The organism is Paenibacillus sp. GD4 (genome assembly GCF_030846225.1).
GTDB lineage: Bacteria > Bacillota > Bacilli > Paenibacillales > NBRC-103111 > Paenibacillus_G > Paenibacillus_G silviterrae.
Genome location: NZ_JAVCYK010000001.1, coordinates 1883937 through 1901045, shown reverse-complemented (window position 1 = coordinate 1901045; position 17109 = coordinate 1883937). Strand labels below are relative to the sequence as shown.

The following is a 17109-nucleotide window of genomic DNA, read 5'->3' as shown; positions in this document are numbered from 1 at the left end:
TCTATAATAACAAAGGAGTGGATTGGTTATGGCGATTACGAATGTAAATGATGCGGTGTTTAAAGAAACGATTCAGGAGGGTGTTGTGCTGGTAGACTTCTGGGCTCCTTGGTGCGGCCCTTGCAAAATGATCGCTCCGATTCTGGAGGAGCTGAACGGCGAGCTGGGCGACAAAATCACGATCGCCAAGGTGAATGTGGATGACAACCCGGAGACGGCAGGCGCCTACGGAATCATGAGTATCCCTACGCTGAAGCTGTTTAAGGACGGGAAAGAAGTAGGGTCCGCCGTAGGCTTGCGTCCGCTGCAAGAGCTGAAGGCACTAATTGAGCCTCATTTATCGTAATTTATAGATGATATTTTGAGCGCGCGGCGTCTATAATGGTAGAAACGCTTAAAGGAGGCCGCGCGCTTGTACCCTTCGTTCTTTTTCTCCCATGGAGAGCCAACGCTGGTATTGGAACACCACGCTTATACCCGGTTCCTGCGTGCTCTTGGCATGCAGCTGCCGAAGCCCGCTGGAATCGTCGTGTTCAGCTCCCATTGGAAAAGTCCCGTACAGAAAATTACAGGCAGCCAAAGGCTGAAGACGATGAAGGATGTCTTCGGGCTTCCGGAGGCTTTGAGCGAGTTCGAATATCCTGCCCAAGGAGACATTGTGCTCACGCTGAAGCTGCAGCGATTGTTCGAGGCGGAAGGCATCGCCTGCGAGGTGGATGAAGTCCATGGACTGGACCATGGGGCGTGGTCGGTGTTATCGCTGCTTTTTCCGGAGGCAGATGTGCCGGTGGTTGCCGCATCGGTGAATCCCCGCTTGGTGCCGGAGGACTGCTACCGCATTGGACGGGCTATCGGCGAGCTGAAGGAAAGCGGCTATTTGATCCTCGGCATCGGAGGGACGGTGCACCATCCTCTGCGGATGGATTGGGAGCGCGAAGCGGCTGTCGATGCATGGGCGCTGGAATTCGATGCGTGGCTGGAGGAGACGGTGCAGGTGTGGGATACGGAAGGACTCTTCGATTACATGGCGCGTGCGCCCTATGCTGAGAAGGCTGTCCCTGCCCCGGAGGAGCTGATCCCCTTGATCATCAGCATGGGAGTCTCGGACCGAAAGAAACGGACGAAGCTGCTCCATCAGGAATATCAATACGGAAACATGAGCTTGAATTGTTATATGTTCAGTTGAAAAAATTTAAATTGTTCACGTGAACAATTTTTGTGGATAAACCTCCGGCACCCTGTTATAATCGGCTTGAGATCGATAATAACGACGCTGGAGGTTATTTGCCATGAAACTGTCCGTATTCACTGTTGTTACCCCGGATTTTACGCCGGAGGAGCTCGCGGCTGCCGCGAAGGAAGCGGGTCTTGACGGCATCGAGTGGCGGTTCAAGGAAGTCCCGGAGGAGGCCAAGGGGGAGAAGCCGTCTTTCTGGCGCAACAACCTTTGCTCCATTGATCCGAAGGCTTCCGACGAGGAGATTGCACGGTTCGATCGCGCGGCGAAGGAGAACGGGCTGGAGAGCCTTAGCGTAACCCCGTATTTGACGGCCGGTGACCTGGAGGCTACGGAGCGCGTACTGCAGGTAGCTCAGAAGCTGGGCGCGAAGATGATTCGTGTCGGCGTACCGGGCTACAACCGATCGAAAAATTATAACGAGTTGTTCGACGTTGCTGTCCGTTACCTGGAGGGCGTTGAGCCGCTCGCTAAGAAATATGGCGTCAAATGCCTGGTAGAGACGCATCATCACACCATTACGCCAAGCGCAGGCCTCGCTCATCGCCTGGTCAGCAAATTCGATCCGAACCACATCGGCGTATTGTTCGACCCGGGCAATATGATTCACGAGGGCTACGAGAATTTCCGCATGGGTCTTGAGCTGCTTGGGCCTTACCTGGCACATGTACATATGAAGAACACCGGCTGGAAGAAAACCGAGCTGCGCGCGGACGGTTCGCAGGCTTGGACTTCCTACTGGGAGCCGAACCTTGAGGGTGTCGTCGATTGGAAGCAAGTGATCGAGGACCTGAAATCCGTCGGCTATGACGGCTACATCGGCGTTGAGGACTTCAGCGGCAAGTACGGCTCGAAGGAGCTGCTGGTTCAGTTCGCCAAGGAAGTGCGCGCCTTATTGGCATAAACAGCAAAAGCTCTCCCTTGCTCTCCCGGTTCATTCGGGAGAGGGGGAGAGCTTTTTTTGCGGCAGAAAGGCGAGCGACGCCAGCCCCTCAGCACGCTGTGCAGTGGCATATTTGCCATTATTACCGTGGATTGGGGCATGATCGGCCTGTGTAATCGCACAATTGCGATTGCACAGTCTCTGCGAGCGACGCCAGCCCCTCATCGCGCTGTGCAGTGGCATATTTGCCACTATTACCGTGGGTTGGGGCATGATTGGCCTGTGTAATCGCACATTTGCGATTACACAGTCTCTGCGGGCGACGCCAGCCCCTCAGCACGCTGAGCAGTGGCATAATTGCCACTATTACCGTGGATTGGGGCATGGTCGGCCTGTGTAATTGCACATTTGCGATTGCACAGTCTCTGCGAGCGCCGCCAGCCTCTCAGCGCGCTGTTGTAGTGACATAATTGCCACTATTACCGTGGATTGGGGCATGATCGACCTGTGTAATCGCACATTTGCGATTACACAGTCTCTGCGAGCGCCGCCAGCCCCTCAGCACGCTGTGCAGTGGCATAATTGCCACTATTACCGTGGATTGGGGCATGCTCGGCCCCTGTAATCGCACATTTGCGATTACACAGTCTCTGCGAGCGACGCCAGCCCCTCAGCACGCTGTGCAGTGGCATAATTGCCACTAGTACCGTGGATTGGGGCATGATCGGCCTGTGTAATCGCACATTTGCGATTGCACAGTCTCTGTGGGCGACGCCAGCCCCTCAGCACGCTGTGCAGTGGCATAATTGCCACTATTACCGTGGATTGGGGCATGATCGGCCTGTGTAATCGCACATTTGCGATTGCACAGTCTCCGCGAGCGCCGCCAGCCCCACAGCACGCTGTGCAGTGGCATAATTGCCACTATTACCGTGGGTTGGGGCATGATCGGACAGTGTAATCGCACATTTGCGATTGCACTGTCTCTGCGAGCGACGCCTGGAGCTAGACTAGAAAGTAGACACACTCTATCAGCGACCTGGTACAATAAAATAAACTGAAAGGTCGAGGTGTGTCATGGGAGATATTCGTCAGCATTTTGATGAAGAGTTCAAGCGTCAAACCGTAAAACATATGCAAGAGAGTGGGAAAACCCCAGCCGAAGTGTCCAAAGAATTGGATATCCCTGTAAGCGGCATTCGAGCGTGGAGAAAGCAGTTTACCAACACGGGTGAAAAGTCGCAACTGTTTGTCGATTACGAACGACTCAAAAAGCTCGAAGAGATGAATCGAGAACTTCAAGAGGAGAACGAGATTCTAAAAAAGGCGATGCACTTCTTCACGAAAAACCGAGACTGATTTACGCGTTTATCCGTAAATTCCGCTTCCAGTTTCGTGTTGAGAAGATGTGCTCTGTGATGGGCGTTTCCCGAAGCGGTTACTACAAGTGGCTGAACCGAAAGCCAAGCGAACAGGAAAAGCTTCGCAAGAAACGGATGAAGCGAATCCAGCATCATTTCTATGCCTACAAGCGTCGTTACGGCAGTGATAAGATTGCGACAAATTGCGTGAAGAAGGCGATACCATCTCGACGAAAACAGTGGCTCGCCTGATGAAAGAGATGGGGTCGCGCTCTTGCACAGTGAAGAAATACAAAGCAACCACCAACTCGAAACATAATCAACCGGTGTATGACAATGTGTTAAACCGCGGCTTTAACGTACTTGCACCGAACAAGGTATGGGTAACAGATATTACGTACATTGGGACATCTAAGGGCTGGGTTTACCTAGCGAGCGTGATGGACCTGTACTCTCGCAAAATCGTCGGTTGGGCGCTTGGGGAGCGAATGACCAAAGAACTAGTGTTGGAAGCGTTTGACCAGGCTTGTGAACGGCAAAAGCCTCCCAGGTCTAATTCACCATTCTGATCGAGGCTCACAGTATGCCTCAAACGAATACCGCGAGCGGCTGACGAAGCATGAGATGATTGGCGACATGAGTCGTAAGGGCAACTGCTACGACAATGCATGTATCGAGTCCTTCCACAGCGTAATGAAGAAAGAGCTCGTGTACCAAACAAAGTTTCACACCCGAAAACAGGCGTATGATGCAATTTACCGGTACATTGAGTTCGACTACAACCGGATCCGCATCCACTCGACGATTGGTTATCTCACCCCGCATCAGTGCGAGAAGAGGTACTATGAACAACACCAGGTTTCATAGTTTCTGTGTCTACTTTCTTGACAGAGGTCCAGCCAGCCCCTCAGCGCGCTGTGCAGTGGCATAATTGCCACTATTACCGTGACTTGGGGCATGATCGGCCTGTGTAATCGCACAATTGCGATTACACTGTCTCTGCGAGCGACGCCGGCTGCGTGCGTCCTGATGGGGGCATGGTCTACCTGCGGCTGCGTGTATCCAACCTATTTATATAAAATATCGTCCTTAAGCGAGGCAACCCGCGTCAGAATTTGATCAATCTCAGCGGCACTTACGCCAAAGTGAGCCAGAGCATCATGAAGATGCGTTGCAATCGCCTGGAAATGGGCCGGCTGCAGGTTCATGCCTTCATGCGCCTTCGCCATCGACAAGCCGGAGTATTGATTCGGTCCGCCCAGGGCAAAGCTGATAAACTTCGTTTGGTGCTTTCTTTGCTTCTCCATGTCCGTGTTGTTGAAAAAGTGGTTCACCGTTTCATCCGCCAGCACAAGCTCATAAAAGTAATCGACTACCTTCCCGATCGTTTCTTCTCCGCCAAGCTTCTCATAAAGCGCTGTTGTCATGTTCACTCCACATCCTTCTCTTTATTTTGTACTCCGCCATTGTACCGGGATTCCAAGAAGCGAAGTGTGATTTCAATCACACCTCCATAAAAAAACAAGAGGCCCACTAAACGGACCCCTTGTTTCAGCTTATCTCCCCGGGCGACCGGGTGGGTTGTGACCGGAGGGCGAGCCCGGATTCGCCGGATTCGCCGAAACGTTCAAGCGGACGCTTGCGGAATGACCGCCGAAGGCTGCGGTGAGGACGGTGCTGCCTGCTTGCAAGGCAGAGATTTCACCCGCCGTGCTTAGGGCGGCGACCCCCGGCTTGCTGCTCGTGAACTGTACGCCGTCCGTCAGGACCGTGACCGTGCCGTCGCTATACACCGCCTTCACTACGGCGGTATCCTTCTGGCCGACCTTCAGGGAAGCCGGCGCTTCCAGTACAATCCCCGTCAGCGCTGCAGGGGGCTTCACTACGGTCAACCCATAGGACGCGGTTTTCCCGCCATACGTGGCCGAAATGACGGTGCTGCCTTCCGCCAAAGCCAACACCAAGCCCTGTGCATCGATAGCAGCTGCAGCAGGATTGCTGCTTTGGAAGTAGACGCCGCTTGTCACGGTGGTTTCCGTACCGTTGCTGTACTGAGCCTTCGTCACGACTTGGCCCATCGTGCCGGCAACCATCGAGGTCGGCCCGTCGAGCTGAAGGGAGGTCAGGACGACCGGCGGCTCCGGCTTGACGATTTCGAAGCGATCGACTTCCTGTCCTGCCAATGTCTTGGCAACTACTGTAAGGGTGCGATTTATGATTTCGACCGTAGTATAGATTTGCGTATTGTCATCGAAGACGATTTCCTGCCAAGGCCTTGGCGTCAGTTCATAAAATTTGGGACCGGTTGATCCGCCGACTACATACCGGGTGCCCTGGCCTTCCTCGACCTTCGCGCCGCCTTTCATAGGGAAGGTCCTCATATAAATATGATCATGTCCGTTAAGCACCAGATCGACCCCATGCTTATCGAAAATAGGTACCCAATGTGTTTGTACAGCTGTGCTTGAATAAATGCTGCCGTAAGGTCCCTGGTGGAAAATAACGACCTTCCATCGCTTCTTGGAAGCCGCCAAATCTTGATCCAGCCACACGGCTTGCTCCTGAAGGTCTGCAACGGACATCTCGGTATTCATAACCGCAAAGTGCGTATCCTTGATATCGAACGAGAAGTTCGAGCCGACGGCGTTCGGAGCCCCGTTCTGCGGATGATGGAAATGAGCCAAATAATCTCCGTTTCCGTTCGTGCCCGTCACCTCGTGATTGCCTACCACGGTAACCAGGGTATGCTTCAGGAACTGATCCTGAGCCGCATCAAACCACAGGTTCCATTGCTCCTGCTCGTGTCCGTGATCCACCATATCGCCAGCGTGGATCAGCAGATCAGCATCAGGATGCTCCGAGGCAGCCTTAGAGATCACCTGACCCCATAGGCTGAAGCCTGCCGCATCGGATGCCTGGGAATCGCCGAAGAACAGAAGCTTCGTGCCGGTGCCGTCAGGCGACGATGTGCGGAAGGTTCCCGAAACACTCACTTGGTCGGCTCCATCGCCAACGCGGTACACATAAGAGGTATCCGGCTGAAGTCCCGTAACCGCCGCCTTATGGACACGGTAGGTGCCGTCGTTGTTGGTGTTGTAAGTGGAGCTGAAGCCTTCCGTTCGGGACACATTGTTCCGGTCAAAGCCGGAGAACTCGGAAGCCTTCACCCACTCGACGATCGTATTCTTCGTATCCGGATGCGTATGCCAGGTGAAGTGACGGCCGGTGCTCGCCTCATCACCCATCGTAACGCTAATGTTTCTAGGGGCGGCGGTCCCGACGAGCGGCGATACCTTGAAGCTCATGACCGGACTATACGCACCATCCTTGACGGCCTGCAGCTGATAGGTTCCGACCGCTTGGGTTGCCGCGCCGGTGATCAGCTTACCCGCAGCATCCGTAACGGCCCCTTCGATAGCGGCTCCATTCAGCAGCAGGGTGGCTCCTTCCACCTTAGCGGTTCCGTCCGCTGCCTCGAAGGCCGCCGGGTATCCAAGGGCGATATCGGCATGCTTCCAGGTCAGCTGCAGCTCGCTCTTCACGGTGGAGGTAACCGGAGCGCCATAGAAAGGAGTGGTCGTACCCGGCGTTTCCGTCTTCACGATAGAACCGGAAACGAATTGAATGGTGCTCGTTCGGGTCACCTCGCTCTTTGCTTGCTCCAAGCTGAGAGGTCCGATGACATCCGGCCGGACGGTATAACGAATTCGAGCAACGAGATCGCTATCCGTAAGTCCGGCTGTTTCTACGTCCGTCAGGTTCAGCCTAACGGTACCTTTAGATGGGTCGATCACCGAGGTCAGCTGCGCCTCCGAGAGCTTAGGACCGCGAAGCACCTGAAGATCCTTGACGATGGCAGGGTTCCATTGAAATTCGGCATGCCCGCTCTTCAGCTTGCCGGCCGATTCTACCCGAACATCCAGATGATAGCTCTTCCCGAGATAGAGGGTGTCAGGTGTGGTGTACAAATACTGCGGCGAGCCGAGATTGACATGGAAATACCATTCCTTGATCGTTTGATTGCCGCTCAAGTCGCGAATGGCTGCCTTCACCTTGTGACGGCCCTCGGTTAACGGCTCCGTCGGTGTGTAAGCAACCCGTCCTTGAGGCGGATACAGGCTGTGCTGCACAAGAACGTCATCGACATATAGACGGATGCGATCCGGGTCAATCAAGGTCGTACCCGGATGCGTGACCGGATCGTAGCCGACGTCCTCACCGATGAAGCGGATTTCCGGAGTGGCCGTCTTAACCGTGGCATTCTCAGCCGGATTCAATATTTTGATCAACGGCGGGGTGATATCTTCCGTTACCGGCCCGTATACGGCCCGAATATCATCGATATAGATCGCTCCGGCATCCTTCCGTGCATTGTTCGTCTCCATATACCGGACCGGCAGATCCATCGTTAACGGGGTCGTCTTGCCTGTCGGCAGCGTGGCCTCTACATACCGCCAGCCGGTCCAGTTGACACCGGTGGTCTGGGGGGTATAATCGACGGCGAAAGCCGCCCCTCCCCCGTCACGCAGCTGCCCGCGAAGCCAGTGACCCTTGCCGTCCCCGTACACCCACATGCTGATCTTCTGAGGGTATCCGGGAATTTGAATCCGGTTCGCCGCCGAGGTGGCTTCCAGATAAGCGCCGGAGGTGCCGGTTTTTCCCGTAAAATCATATTCCAGCTTCAGGGACTTGCCGCCGGATCGGACGAAATCGGGGTCCGTTACCTCAGAGATGGCGACGGAGTTGGCCGCCACGCCGGTTGCCTTGTATTTGCCGATACCGGCTTCGAAGCCCTCCATAACGACGGGCTGCAAGCCGACACTGACCTGCATCGAGGTCTCGATATCGCCATATTTTACATAAATTCGGCCGGTTTGTCCGTTCGCCGATGATGCGGTAAAGACACCGTCCGGACTGATCGTACCTATGGAGCCCTCTACACGCCATTCAAAGCTCTCATTGCTCGCTTGAATCACTTGGCCGCTGCGCAAGGCGGTTACGGACAAAGGAACGACGGCGTTCGATTGAAAGGTCTTGGCCTCATCCGGGAAACGAAGCTCCGTAAGCCGGTCCACGACCTCCACCTCCGCCGTTCCTTGCACCCCGCCCTCTGCCGACGCCGTAATGGTGCCGGTTCCCGCAGCTAAGCCGGCTGTGAATTTCCCGCTGGCATCGATGGACCCGATGGCGGTATCCGCTTGCCAAACCGGAGCTCCTGTGTAGGGGGCCGGATGTCCGTTAGCGTCGATCCCCAGCGCTCTGAAGGGGAAGGAAGCCCCTTTCAAAATACGCTCGGCATTCGGCTGCAGCACCAGCTTGGAGGCGACGGAAAGCTCGGGAGCTGTGTTCACCAGCAGAAGACTGTTCCCTGTGTTCCGTTCCCCTCCGTCGGAGCCGCGATTCAGCATGGGGATCCCGGTGGTGCCCGGCATTCTCGCCACGAAGGTGGAGGAGCCTCCGCCGTCCAGATTCATGGCGTTCACAACGCCGAGGTCAGCCATGATTTGGGCGAGCTCGTATGTTTCCACCCCTTCGCTGAAGCCGGGAGCCCGGCCGTCAATTTCCATCATGACGACGGTACCGTCCGCTTTGGTCCCAATCGCCGTGCGAGGATGCACTCCGGCAGGTCCAACGTTCGTTTGCACTACGCCGTCTTTAAGTAAAGGCCCTTGTCCGCCGATGGCGACCTGCACGTCCGCCCATTCTCCGGACAGCTCGAAAGAGGCGGTGACTTCATCCCCGACCTGCAGCCCGGCCAGAACCGGACGCGCGGTCCCCGAAGCGGAGAGCACGACCTTTCCTTCTACAAGAGGCGTATCTCCCTGATCCTTGCGAAGCTCAGCCACCTTCAGCTTCAAAGGTACGCCGCTTTGAACCGCCCCTTCCACAATGTCGAGCACGACCTCGTCTCCCGTTGCCGATGTTTTGGTAGAGGAGAAATAATCCGTAGTGTAAAGGACAAGCTGGTTCATATCCCGGAACCGGTTGATGTGAGTGAGGTTCGTAGTCGCAGCGCCGATTGTAACCGTTTTCGTTAATACCGGCGTTCCGTACACGGATGTGCCGTCTGCCTTTATTCCGAAAGCGAAGGGGCTCGCAGCGCTATTCAGAATCTTGCCTTCGCCTACAAAAAGGCCGTTCGGAACTCCCGTGGCGTTGCCGCTGATGTCATAGAAGTCGCCGTTAATCCCTGCGACGACGCGATGGCTGGGACGATCGGCGTAGGCTGCCATTTTGGTGACGCCTTCCATGCCCCGCACCTTGCCGGATTTCGTACCCGCTTGAAGCTTGAGATTCGAACTCTTGGGGTCAAAGGATACAAAGTGTACCTTCTCCGCCCCTCGGGGAATCAGCATGTCGTACCAGTGATACATTGCCCCCGGAGCAAGCTCCGCTTGACGCGCATCCACCACCTGCCCGAAGGCGGTAGCCGGCAGGCTCAGCGGTGAAGCCAGTGCGAGCGGCTGCAATAACGTAAGAAGCATGGATAAGATCAAAAACAGGCTGAACAAGCGTTGACGCCTTCCCATGAATGAAATCCCTCCGTTTCCGGCTGAAGGGGAACTTTAGAATTCCTTAATCAGCCTATGGTGGAATTATATGTGAAAAGAAATTTCAGATTCAATACAAATTTTGAAATAAAATATTAAATTTAGAAAAAACAGGAGGAAGGAACTACCGGACCAGCTCGAGTAAGTCAAGCCTTGTCGAAAGGCGCCCTTCTTATGAACGGAGGATTAATAATTCGTGAAAAGTGTCTGTTCGCCGCTTCTAAATCTGTGTCTACTAGAATATAGATTCCTAGACGGACTAGTTGACAGAGGTGACATGAAACAATGAATAAAACGAAGCGAACTACCATGCTGCCCTCATGGCTGCGGAACGCGAAAATGCTGCTGCTTACCGGAGGGCTTGCCATGACGGCGGCAGCTTGCTCCTTCGGCACACCGGAAGCCGTTCCCGCCGCCAGTGAAGCACCGGCGATCCAGACCCCTGCAGGCGCGTCTCCTCAGAACCCCGCAGCCCCTTCTGCCCATAAGCCATCGGTAAAGTCCCCGCTGACGGGACAAGAGACAGCGGTGTCCGACGTCATGAGGCGTCCGGTCATGGTGATGGTGAACAACTTTGCCTCGGCGCGTCCCCAGAGCGGGCTGTCGCAGGCCGATATTCTTTTGGAATGCTTGGCGGAAGGCGATATCACGCGGATTGTGGCGATATTCCAGAGCCGGATGTTTGAGGAGCCGATCGGGCCGGTGCGCAGCATTCGTCCCTATTTTATCGATATCGGACAAAGCTTTCATGCCCTTCAGGTGCATGCCGGGGGCAGTCCCGACGCCTATACCATGATCTCCGAGAAAAGGATTGAGGATCTGGACGAGATTACGAATGCAGGCCCCTACTTCTGGAGGGAGAGCTTCCGCAAAGCGCCGCATAACCTGTACACCAGCTTGCCGAAGCTGAAGAGCGGGGCCCAGAAGAAGGGCTACGCTTGGGAGACGGACAACGCTTCGCCCGCCTATTCCTTTCAAGCCTCCTCCGGCGGAGCGGTAGAAGCGATGGCCGGTGCGGCGGCACACGGGCCTAAGGTGGATGTCACTTTTTTAAGCAAAAATTACGTGGTATCCTACGCCTATGACGCTCAGCGTCGGATTTACCAGCGGTCGATCAATGGAGCGAAGCATATTGACTTGAACAACCAGGAGCAGCTGACGGCGACCAATCTGGTCGTTCTCGGGACGGACCACAGGGTGCTCGACAGCGAAGGACGGCTGGAGGTGCGGCTGACCGGTACGGGTCCGGCTCTGGTATTTATTCGCGGACAAGTAAAGCAGGTGCAGTGGAAGCGGGAGCGAACGGATGATTTGATCCGGCTCTACGACGGGGACAAGGAGATCAGCTTCCAGCCGGGCCAAACGCATATGATGATGGTGCCGCTGAAGCCTGATTTTGAGAGCCATGTCGTGTATTCAACGAACAATTGACAGCTTCTCCGGCCCCGCTGTAAAGTGAATCCTATGAAGCTTATCATCGGCTTTGGGGATGAAGAGGGAGAGGAGACTGCGCATGACACGACTGGCGCTTCTCGGATTGCTGCTGAACAAGTCCATGCATGGCTATGAGCTGCAGAGCATGATCGAACAGAGCAAGATGGACCAGTGGGCGAACATTCTGTCCGGCTCGATTTACTACGCGCTGAACAAGATGGAGGAGGAAGGCCTGGTCGCAGCCGAGTCGGAGGAGCGGACCGGGGCGCGGGTGCGCAAAGTATATGGCATCACGGAAGCGGGAAGAGCACAGTTCAAGGAGCTGCTGCTGCAGTCGCTCGGGGCGTATCCGCATTCGGCGAAGTCCGAGTTTACCTTGAGTCTTGCGTGGCTTCCCCAGCTGCCGAAAGAGGAAGCGCTGGGAGTGCTCCGGCAGAACTTGGCTCAGCTCGAGCAGCAGAAGCAATTCTGGGAGGCGGGCAAGCGAATGACGGGAGAGAAAGATCCGTCCCCGTATTTGGCGGCCGGCTACGAGAATGCTATGGAGCTCATGGAGGCGGATATCCGTTATGTAACGAAGCTCATCACCTTATTGCAAGCGTGAGGGCTTTTCTTTTTGTTTTTATACCCGTTGCCGGCCGGTAAGCTTAGGTTTATCGCTCCAATCTGTTTCAATCGCATTGCCAAAAGGTTACATAATAATAGACGATCCGCATGGGATTGTTTGTTATAATAGAGCGTGATTGTTTTGTGCTCGGATCAAGAACTCGGGAATGCCATAGGGACAAGGAGCGGTAACCAACGGATGAATATAGCAATTGTTGACGATAACCAGGTAAATATTATTGTCATTGAGAAAATATTGAAAAGCGCCGGCTACGAATCGTTCTGGAAGGCATCTTCCGCTGGGGAGCTGCTGGAGAGACTTGACGAGCAGGCGAATGCCTCGGGGGGCAAGGTGCCGGTCGATCTCATTCTGATGGATATGATGATGCCGGAGATGGACGGGATTCAGGCGTGCCGTTTGATTCAGCTGGATGAGCGGTTCAAGGATATTCCCGTCATCATTGTGACGGCGCTGGGTGACTCCAATAAGCTGGCGGAGGCCCTGGAAGCCGGGGCGATCGATTATGTCATGAAGCCGGTGAACAAGGTGGAGCTTATTGCGAGAATCCGCGTGGCGCTGCGACTGAAGTATGAGAAGGACTGGCATAAGGAGAACGAAGCCAAGATCCGCGGGGAGCTGGAGCTGGCCCGTCAAGTGCAGACCAGTGTGCTGAGCTTGCCTGTCAGCAGGGAGGATCTCGATATCAGTGCCGCATATTACCCGTCGTTCGAGCTGGCGGGCGACTTGTATGCATGGCACCGAATCGATGAGGACCGGTACGGCGTGATTTTATTGGATATGATGGGGCACGGCATTTCTTCCTCGCTGGTCTGCATGTTCATCTCCTCCGTCATGCAGGATACGATCACCCGATTCGTAGCGCCGGAATTTGTAATCACCGAGCTCAATCGGTACATGAATCAGCTGAATCGGCAGCGGGCGGCCGTCAGCTATTATTTTACGGCCGTTTATCTGCTCATCGATACGAAGCGCAAGACGATCGAATACGTAAACGCCGGGCATCCGCCGGGATTTTTATTCGAGGAAGGAAAGGCTCCCGTGGCTTTGGATCAGGGCAGCTGTGCAGTGGGCTTTTTCGACCAGATGGATATTGTCAAAAGCACCTACGCCTACGAAAAGCCGATCCGGATCGTGCTGTATACGGACGGCTTGCTTGAAGCGATGCCGCTGCCGGAGGATGTACAGGAGGAGACGCCGGAAAGCGACATTTTGGCGGAAAGACTGCAGGGACTCATCTCGAAGCACGGCGATCCGGCTCAGCTGGTAACTACCCTGCTGTCCAAGGAAGCGCTGGAGAGCCAAAGCGACGATATTTGCCTGGTGCTGGTGCAGGCGGAGTAACGATAGCTGGGGAGAGAGGTATCTGGGGAAATGAACATCCGTACTAAGCTGTACTTAGGGTTCGGCACACTGCTGATATTGATGTTTGCGCTGGCGGGGATCGGTCTCAGCCGGTTAACCAGCTCGGATAACACGATCACGGAAATATACGACAACCGTTACTACAAGGTCCAATATGTTTCGAACATGAGATATGACGTATCGGATCTTGCCAGGGGCATTTCGAACCTGCTGTTAATGAACAATGAAGAATCCGAACGCAGCAACCTGCAAACGATTCTGACGCTGAGGGATAAATTGACGGGTGAGCTGAACCGGGCCAACGGTATATTTGCCGACCCGGATGCCCGCGTGATCGGAAGTAAGCTGCTTTATGACGGACAGCAGTATGTAAAGTTTGTCGACGAGGTCGTACGACTCTACAGGGAAGGCAACAAACAGCAGGCGGGGGAGCTGCGTTCCGGCGTAGGGGTACCTCTGCAGGAGAAGCTCAACGAAAGCATCAAGGAAATGTCCGCTTACCAAGATAAAAGCTTGATTACTGCTATTGATAGTGCCAAGCAGACGAATCGCGATACCATGTACTCCACGGGGCTTGTCACGGTGATCGGGCTGCTGTTCGGCTTTGCCGTCATGTATTGGATTATCGCCAGCATGACCCGGGGCCTTGGCGTGTTAGGCGGGATGATTACGGGCTTCGCTAACGGCCGCTGGGGAGACGCCTCCTATCGTGTTCCGATCGTCAGCCGGGATGAATTCGGACAGCTGGCCAAAGTCTTCAATCAGCTGGCCGAGGATCTGGAGGAGACGACGGCGAAGGAGCGGATGCTCAATAAGCTGACCGAGGAGCGAGCCTGGATTCAGACGCAGATCGCGTCGATGTACTCCCGATTGCAGGAAGCGGAACGCTTGGAAGAGCTCGGCGAGGCATTCATCGGGGAGCTGTGCCGTGTTGTCGAGGCGCAGGCAGGCGCGGTGTACGCGCTGGACCGTTCGGAGCGCGGAGAGCCGCTGCTGCTGATAGGCTCCTATGCGCTGACCGAACGGGAGCCGGCGCTGCGCCTTCGCTTAGGGCAAGGCTTGATCGGCCAATGCGCAGCGGACGGAAAGCCGATAGCCTTGAACAATTGGCCGAGAGATTATGCGGCGATAGGGTCGGCTTACGGCGAGGTAGCTCCTGCTGCGCTCTATGTGATGCCTGTGGTGTACGACGAGGCGGTGATCGGCGCATTCGAGATGGCCTCGATGAAGCCGTTTACGGAGCTGCAGGAGCAGCTCGTCACGCAAATCGCCGAGGTGTTCGGAACGGTCCTGAACGGATTGCAGGGCCGCCTTCGCATTGAGGAGCTGCTGCGGATCCATCAAGCGCTGACCGATGAGCTGCAGAGCCAGTCGGAGGAGCTGCTGTCCCAGCAGGACGAGCTGAAGGCGTCGAACGAGCGGCTGGAGGAGCAGACGAAGGCGCTGCGGTCCTCGGAGCAGCTTCTGCAGCGTCAGCAAGAGGAGCTGGAGCATATCAACCGGATGCTGGAGCTGAAGGCGGCGGAGCTGGAGGAGCAGATCCGTTCGACGGAGGAAGCGAACGAGCAGCTGGAGCAGACCAAGCGGGCCTTAGAGAAGCAAACGGCGGAGCTGAAGCTGGCGTCGAAATACAAATCCGAGTTTCTGGCGAACATGTCGCATGAGCTGCGTACACCGCTAAACAGCCTGTTGATCCTCTCGCAGCTGCTGCGGGAGAACAAGGACAGCAACCTGACAGGGAAGCAGGTGGAATATGCGGAGACCATCTACTCCTCCGGCTGCGATCTGCTGAAGCTGATCGACGATGTACTGGATTTGGCCAAGGTGGAATCGGGTCGGATGGAGCTGCATCATGAACGGGTAAGAATAAGCGAGCTGGTCGAGACCGTGGAGAAGGTATTCGAGCCGGTTGCCAGGAAGAAGGAGCTCATCTTTGAGGTGCAGGTGGCGGACGGGGTGCCGGCGGAGCTGGAATCCGACGGTATCCGGGTGCATCAAATCCTGAAAAATCTGCTGTCCAACGCACTCAAGTTTACGCATAAGGGAAAGGTTCGGCTGACGGTGGACGCTGTTCGGGAGCCGAAGCCGATGATCTCCTTTGCTGTGGAGGATACGGGCATCGGCATCTCGCCGGAGAAGCAGCAGATGATCTTCGAGGCATTCCAGCAGGCGGATGGAACGACAAGCCGTAAGTATGGAGGCACGGGCCTCGGGCTCTCCATCAGCAGAGAGCTGGCGCAGCTGCTCGGCGGCTTCATTGAGCTCAGCAGCACGGAGGGGACCGGCAGCCGGTTTACGCTGCATTTGCCGCTTCGGGCGGGGTGGGAGCACAGCCGTGTGCCTGCGCTGCATGCGGGAGCGGAGGCTTCCGCCGCTGCGGAGCCGCTGAAGCCGGCGGCTCCCGATCCCTGGAAGCGGGCGGCGGCGGAGGAAGAACCACCGGGGGATGACCGCGACGCCATTACGGAAGAGGACCGGGTACTGCTGATTATCGAGGACGATGCGCATTTTGCCCAAATCCTGCTGGATATGACGCGCAGCCGCGGGTTCAAGGGAGTCGTTGCGCATCAGGGCGATACCGGACTCGAGCTGGCGAGGAAGCTGCAGCCCGATGCGATCCTGCTCGATATACAGCTGCCGGTGATCGACGGTTGGTCTGTGCTGGTGCAGCTGAAGCATGACGCGGCAACGCGGCACATTCCGGTGCATGTGATCTCCGTGGTGGATGAAATTCACCAGGGACTTTCCATGGGAGCCATTGCATGGCTTCGCAAGCCTTCGTCCAAGGAAAGTCTGGAGCAGGCTTTTGCCCACGTCCAGAGCTTCCTGCAGCGGGAGCTGCGCGAGCTGTTGATCGTGCAGGAGGATGAGCGGCAGCGCAGCAGCTTAATCGAGCTGATCAGCCATGATGACGTCCGCATTACCGCCGTGGCCGGAGGCAAGGAGGCGCTGCAGGCTTTGGAGGAGCGATCCTATGACTGCATGGTGCTGGATTATGGAATTACGGAGCCCGGGATATATGAGCTTCTTGACCGGATCAAGGCGGAAGAGAAGCTGCGCCGGCTGCCGATCCTCATCTACACGGGAACGACACTGGATAAGAAGGAGCAGCTGAGGCTCAAGAAATATGCGGAGTCCATTATCGTGAAGGATGTCAAGTCACCGGAGCGGCTTCTCGATGAGACGGCGCTGTTCCTGCACCGGGTGGAGGAGCGGCTCCCGGAAGAGAAGAAGATCGTGCTGCAGAAGCTGCACAGCAAGGAGGCCGTCTTCGCCGGCAAGAAGGTGCTGCTGGCCGACGATGACATCCGCAATGTGTTCGCGCTGTCCAATCTTCTTGAGGGCATGGATATGCAGGTCTCCTTCGCGGAAACCGGACGGGGCGCGCTTGAGCTGCTGGAGCGCGAGCCTGATTTCGATATGGTGCTGATGGACATTATGATGCCGGAAATGGACGGCTATGAGGCCATGCGGGCGATCCGGTCCCAAGAGGCGTTCGAGCATCTGCCGATCATAGCGTTAACGGCAAAGGCGATGAAGGATGACCGGGAAAAGTGCTTGATGGCGGGAGCCTCCGACTATATTACGAAGCCGATTCACGCCGAGCAGCTGCTTTCGCTGATGAGGGTATGGCTGTGCAAATAGGGGGAGGG

At 55.8% G+C, this 17109-nt stretch carries 9 protein-coding genes and 1 pseudogene; 8 read left to right on the top strand and 2 right to left on the bottom strand.

The genetic code is table 11. The annotated features are described in order from the left end of the window. The first annotated feature begins 28 nt into the window (after positions 1-28). The 4 genes and pseudogenes from trxA (at position 29) to RAC89_RS31845 (ending at position 4348) form a co-directional block, all read left to right on the top strand. Complete coding sequence (trxA, locus tag RAC89_RS08845) at positions 29-346, top strand: thioredoxin (RefSeq protein ID WP_284642143.1); 318 nt, start codon at positions 29-31, stop codon at positions 344-346. 66 nt (positions 347-412) lie between these two features. Continuing rightward, on the top strand, positions 413-1186 hold the full coding sequence (locus tag RAC89_RS08840; protein ID WP_306613081.1) for a DODA-type extradiol aromatic ring-opening family dioxygenase: 774 nt from the start codon (positions 413-415) through the stop codon (positions 1184-1186). A 103-nt stretch (positions 1187-1289) separates the two neighbouring features. Beyond that, a complete protein-coding gene (locus RAC89_RS08835) occupies positions 1290-2141 on the top strand; it encodes a sugar phosphate isomerase/epimerase family protein (protein WP_306613080.1) in 852 nt (283 codons plus the stop codon). Positions 2142-3206: 1065 nt separating this feature from the next. Then, positions 3207-4348 (top strand): annotated as a pseudogene (locus RAC89_RS31845) (IS3 family transposase). 200 nt (positions 4349-4548) lie between these two features. Here RAC89_RS31845 and RAC89_RS08810 read toward each other — a convergent pair. Next, complete coding sequence (locus RAC89_RS08810) at positions 4549-4908, bottom strand: group I truncated hemoglobin (protein ID WP_284642137.1); 360 nt, start codon at positions 4906-4908, stop codon at positions 4549-4551. Positions 4909-5037: 129 nt separating this feature from the next. Then, entirely contained in the window at positions 5038-10011 is a 4974-nt protein-coding gene (locus RAC89_RS08805) for a phosphodiester glycosidase family protein (protein WP_306613074.1), read from the bottom strand. 306 nt (positions 10012-10317) lie between these two features. Between RAC89_RS08805 and RAC89_RS08800 the strand changes: the two genes are divergently transcribed. From RAC89_RS08800 to RAC89_RS08785, 4 genes are all read left to right on the top strand, one after another. Further along, the gene (locus tag RAC89_RS08800; RefSeq protein ID WP_306613073.1) at positions 10318-11463 is read left to right on the top strand and encodes a DUF3048 domain-containing protein; all 1146 of its coding nucleotides are present in this window, start codon (positions 10318-10320) and stop codon (positions 11461-11463) included. A gap of 82 nt (positions 11464-11545) precedes the next feature. Next, a complete protein-coding gene (locus RAC89_RS08795; protein ID WP_306613072.1) occupies positions 11546-12070 on the top strand; it encodes a PadR family transcriptional regulator in 525 nt (174 codons plus the stop codon). 201 nt (positions 12071-12271) lie between these two features. Continuing rightward, positions 12272-13435, top strand: coding sequence for a PP2C family protein-serine/threonine phosphatase (locus RAC89_RS08790; protein WP_306613071.1), 1164 nt, complete (start codon positions 12272-12274; stop codon positions 13433-13435). 30 nt (positions 13436-13465) lie between these two features. Further along, entirely contained in the window at positions 13466-17101 is a 3636-nt protein-coding gene (locus RAC89_RS08785) for a response regulator (RefSeq protein ID WP_306613070.1), read from the top strand. Positions 17102-17109: the final 8 nt, after the last annotated feature.

Bases quoted from the DNA above. Each gene is read 5' to 3' on its own strand.
- trxA (WP_284642143.1), top strand. From the start codon at position 29: ATGGCGATTACGAATGTAAATGATGCGGTGTTTAAAGAAACGATTCAG.
- RAC89_RS08835 (WP_306613080.1), top strand. From the start codon at position 1,290: ATGAAACTGTCCGTATTCACTGTTGTTACCCCGGATTTTACGCCGGAG.
- RAC89_RS08810 (WP_284642137.1), bottom strand. From the start codon at position 4,908: ATGACAACAGCGCTTTATGAGAAGCTTGGCGGAGAAGAAACGATCGGG.
- RAC89_RS08805 (WP_306613074.1), bottom strand. From the start codon at position 10,011: ATGGGAAGGCGTCAACGCTTGTTCAGCCTGTTTTTGATCTTATCCATG.
- RAC89_RS08800 (WP_306613073.1), top strand. From the start codon at position 10,318: ATGAATAAAACGAAGCGAACTACCATGCTGCCCTCATGGCTGCGGAAC.
- RAC89_RS08795 (WP_306613072.1), top strand. From the start codon at position 11,546: ATGACACGACTGGCGCTTCTCGGATTGCTGCTGAACAAGTCCATGCAT.
- RAC89_RS08790 (WP_306613071.1), top strand. From the start codon at position 12,272: ATGAATATAGCAATTGTTGACGATAACCAGGTAAATATTATTGTCATT.
- RAC89_RS08785 (WP_306613070.1), top strand. From the start codon at position 13,466: ATGAACATCCGTACTAAGCTGTACTTAGGGTTCGGCACACTGCTGATA.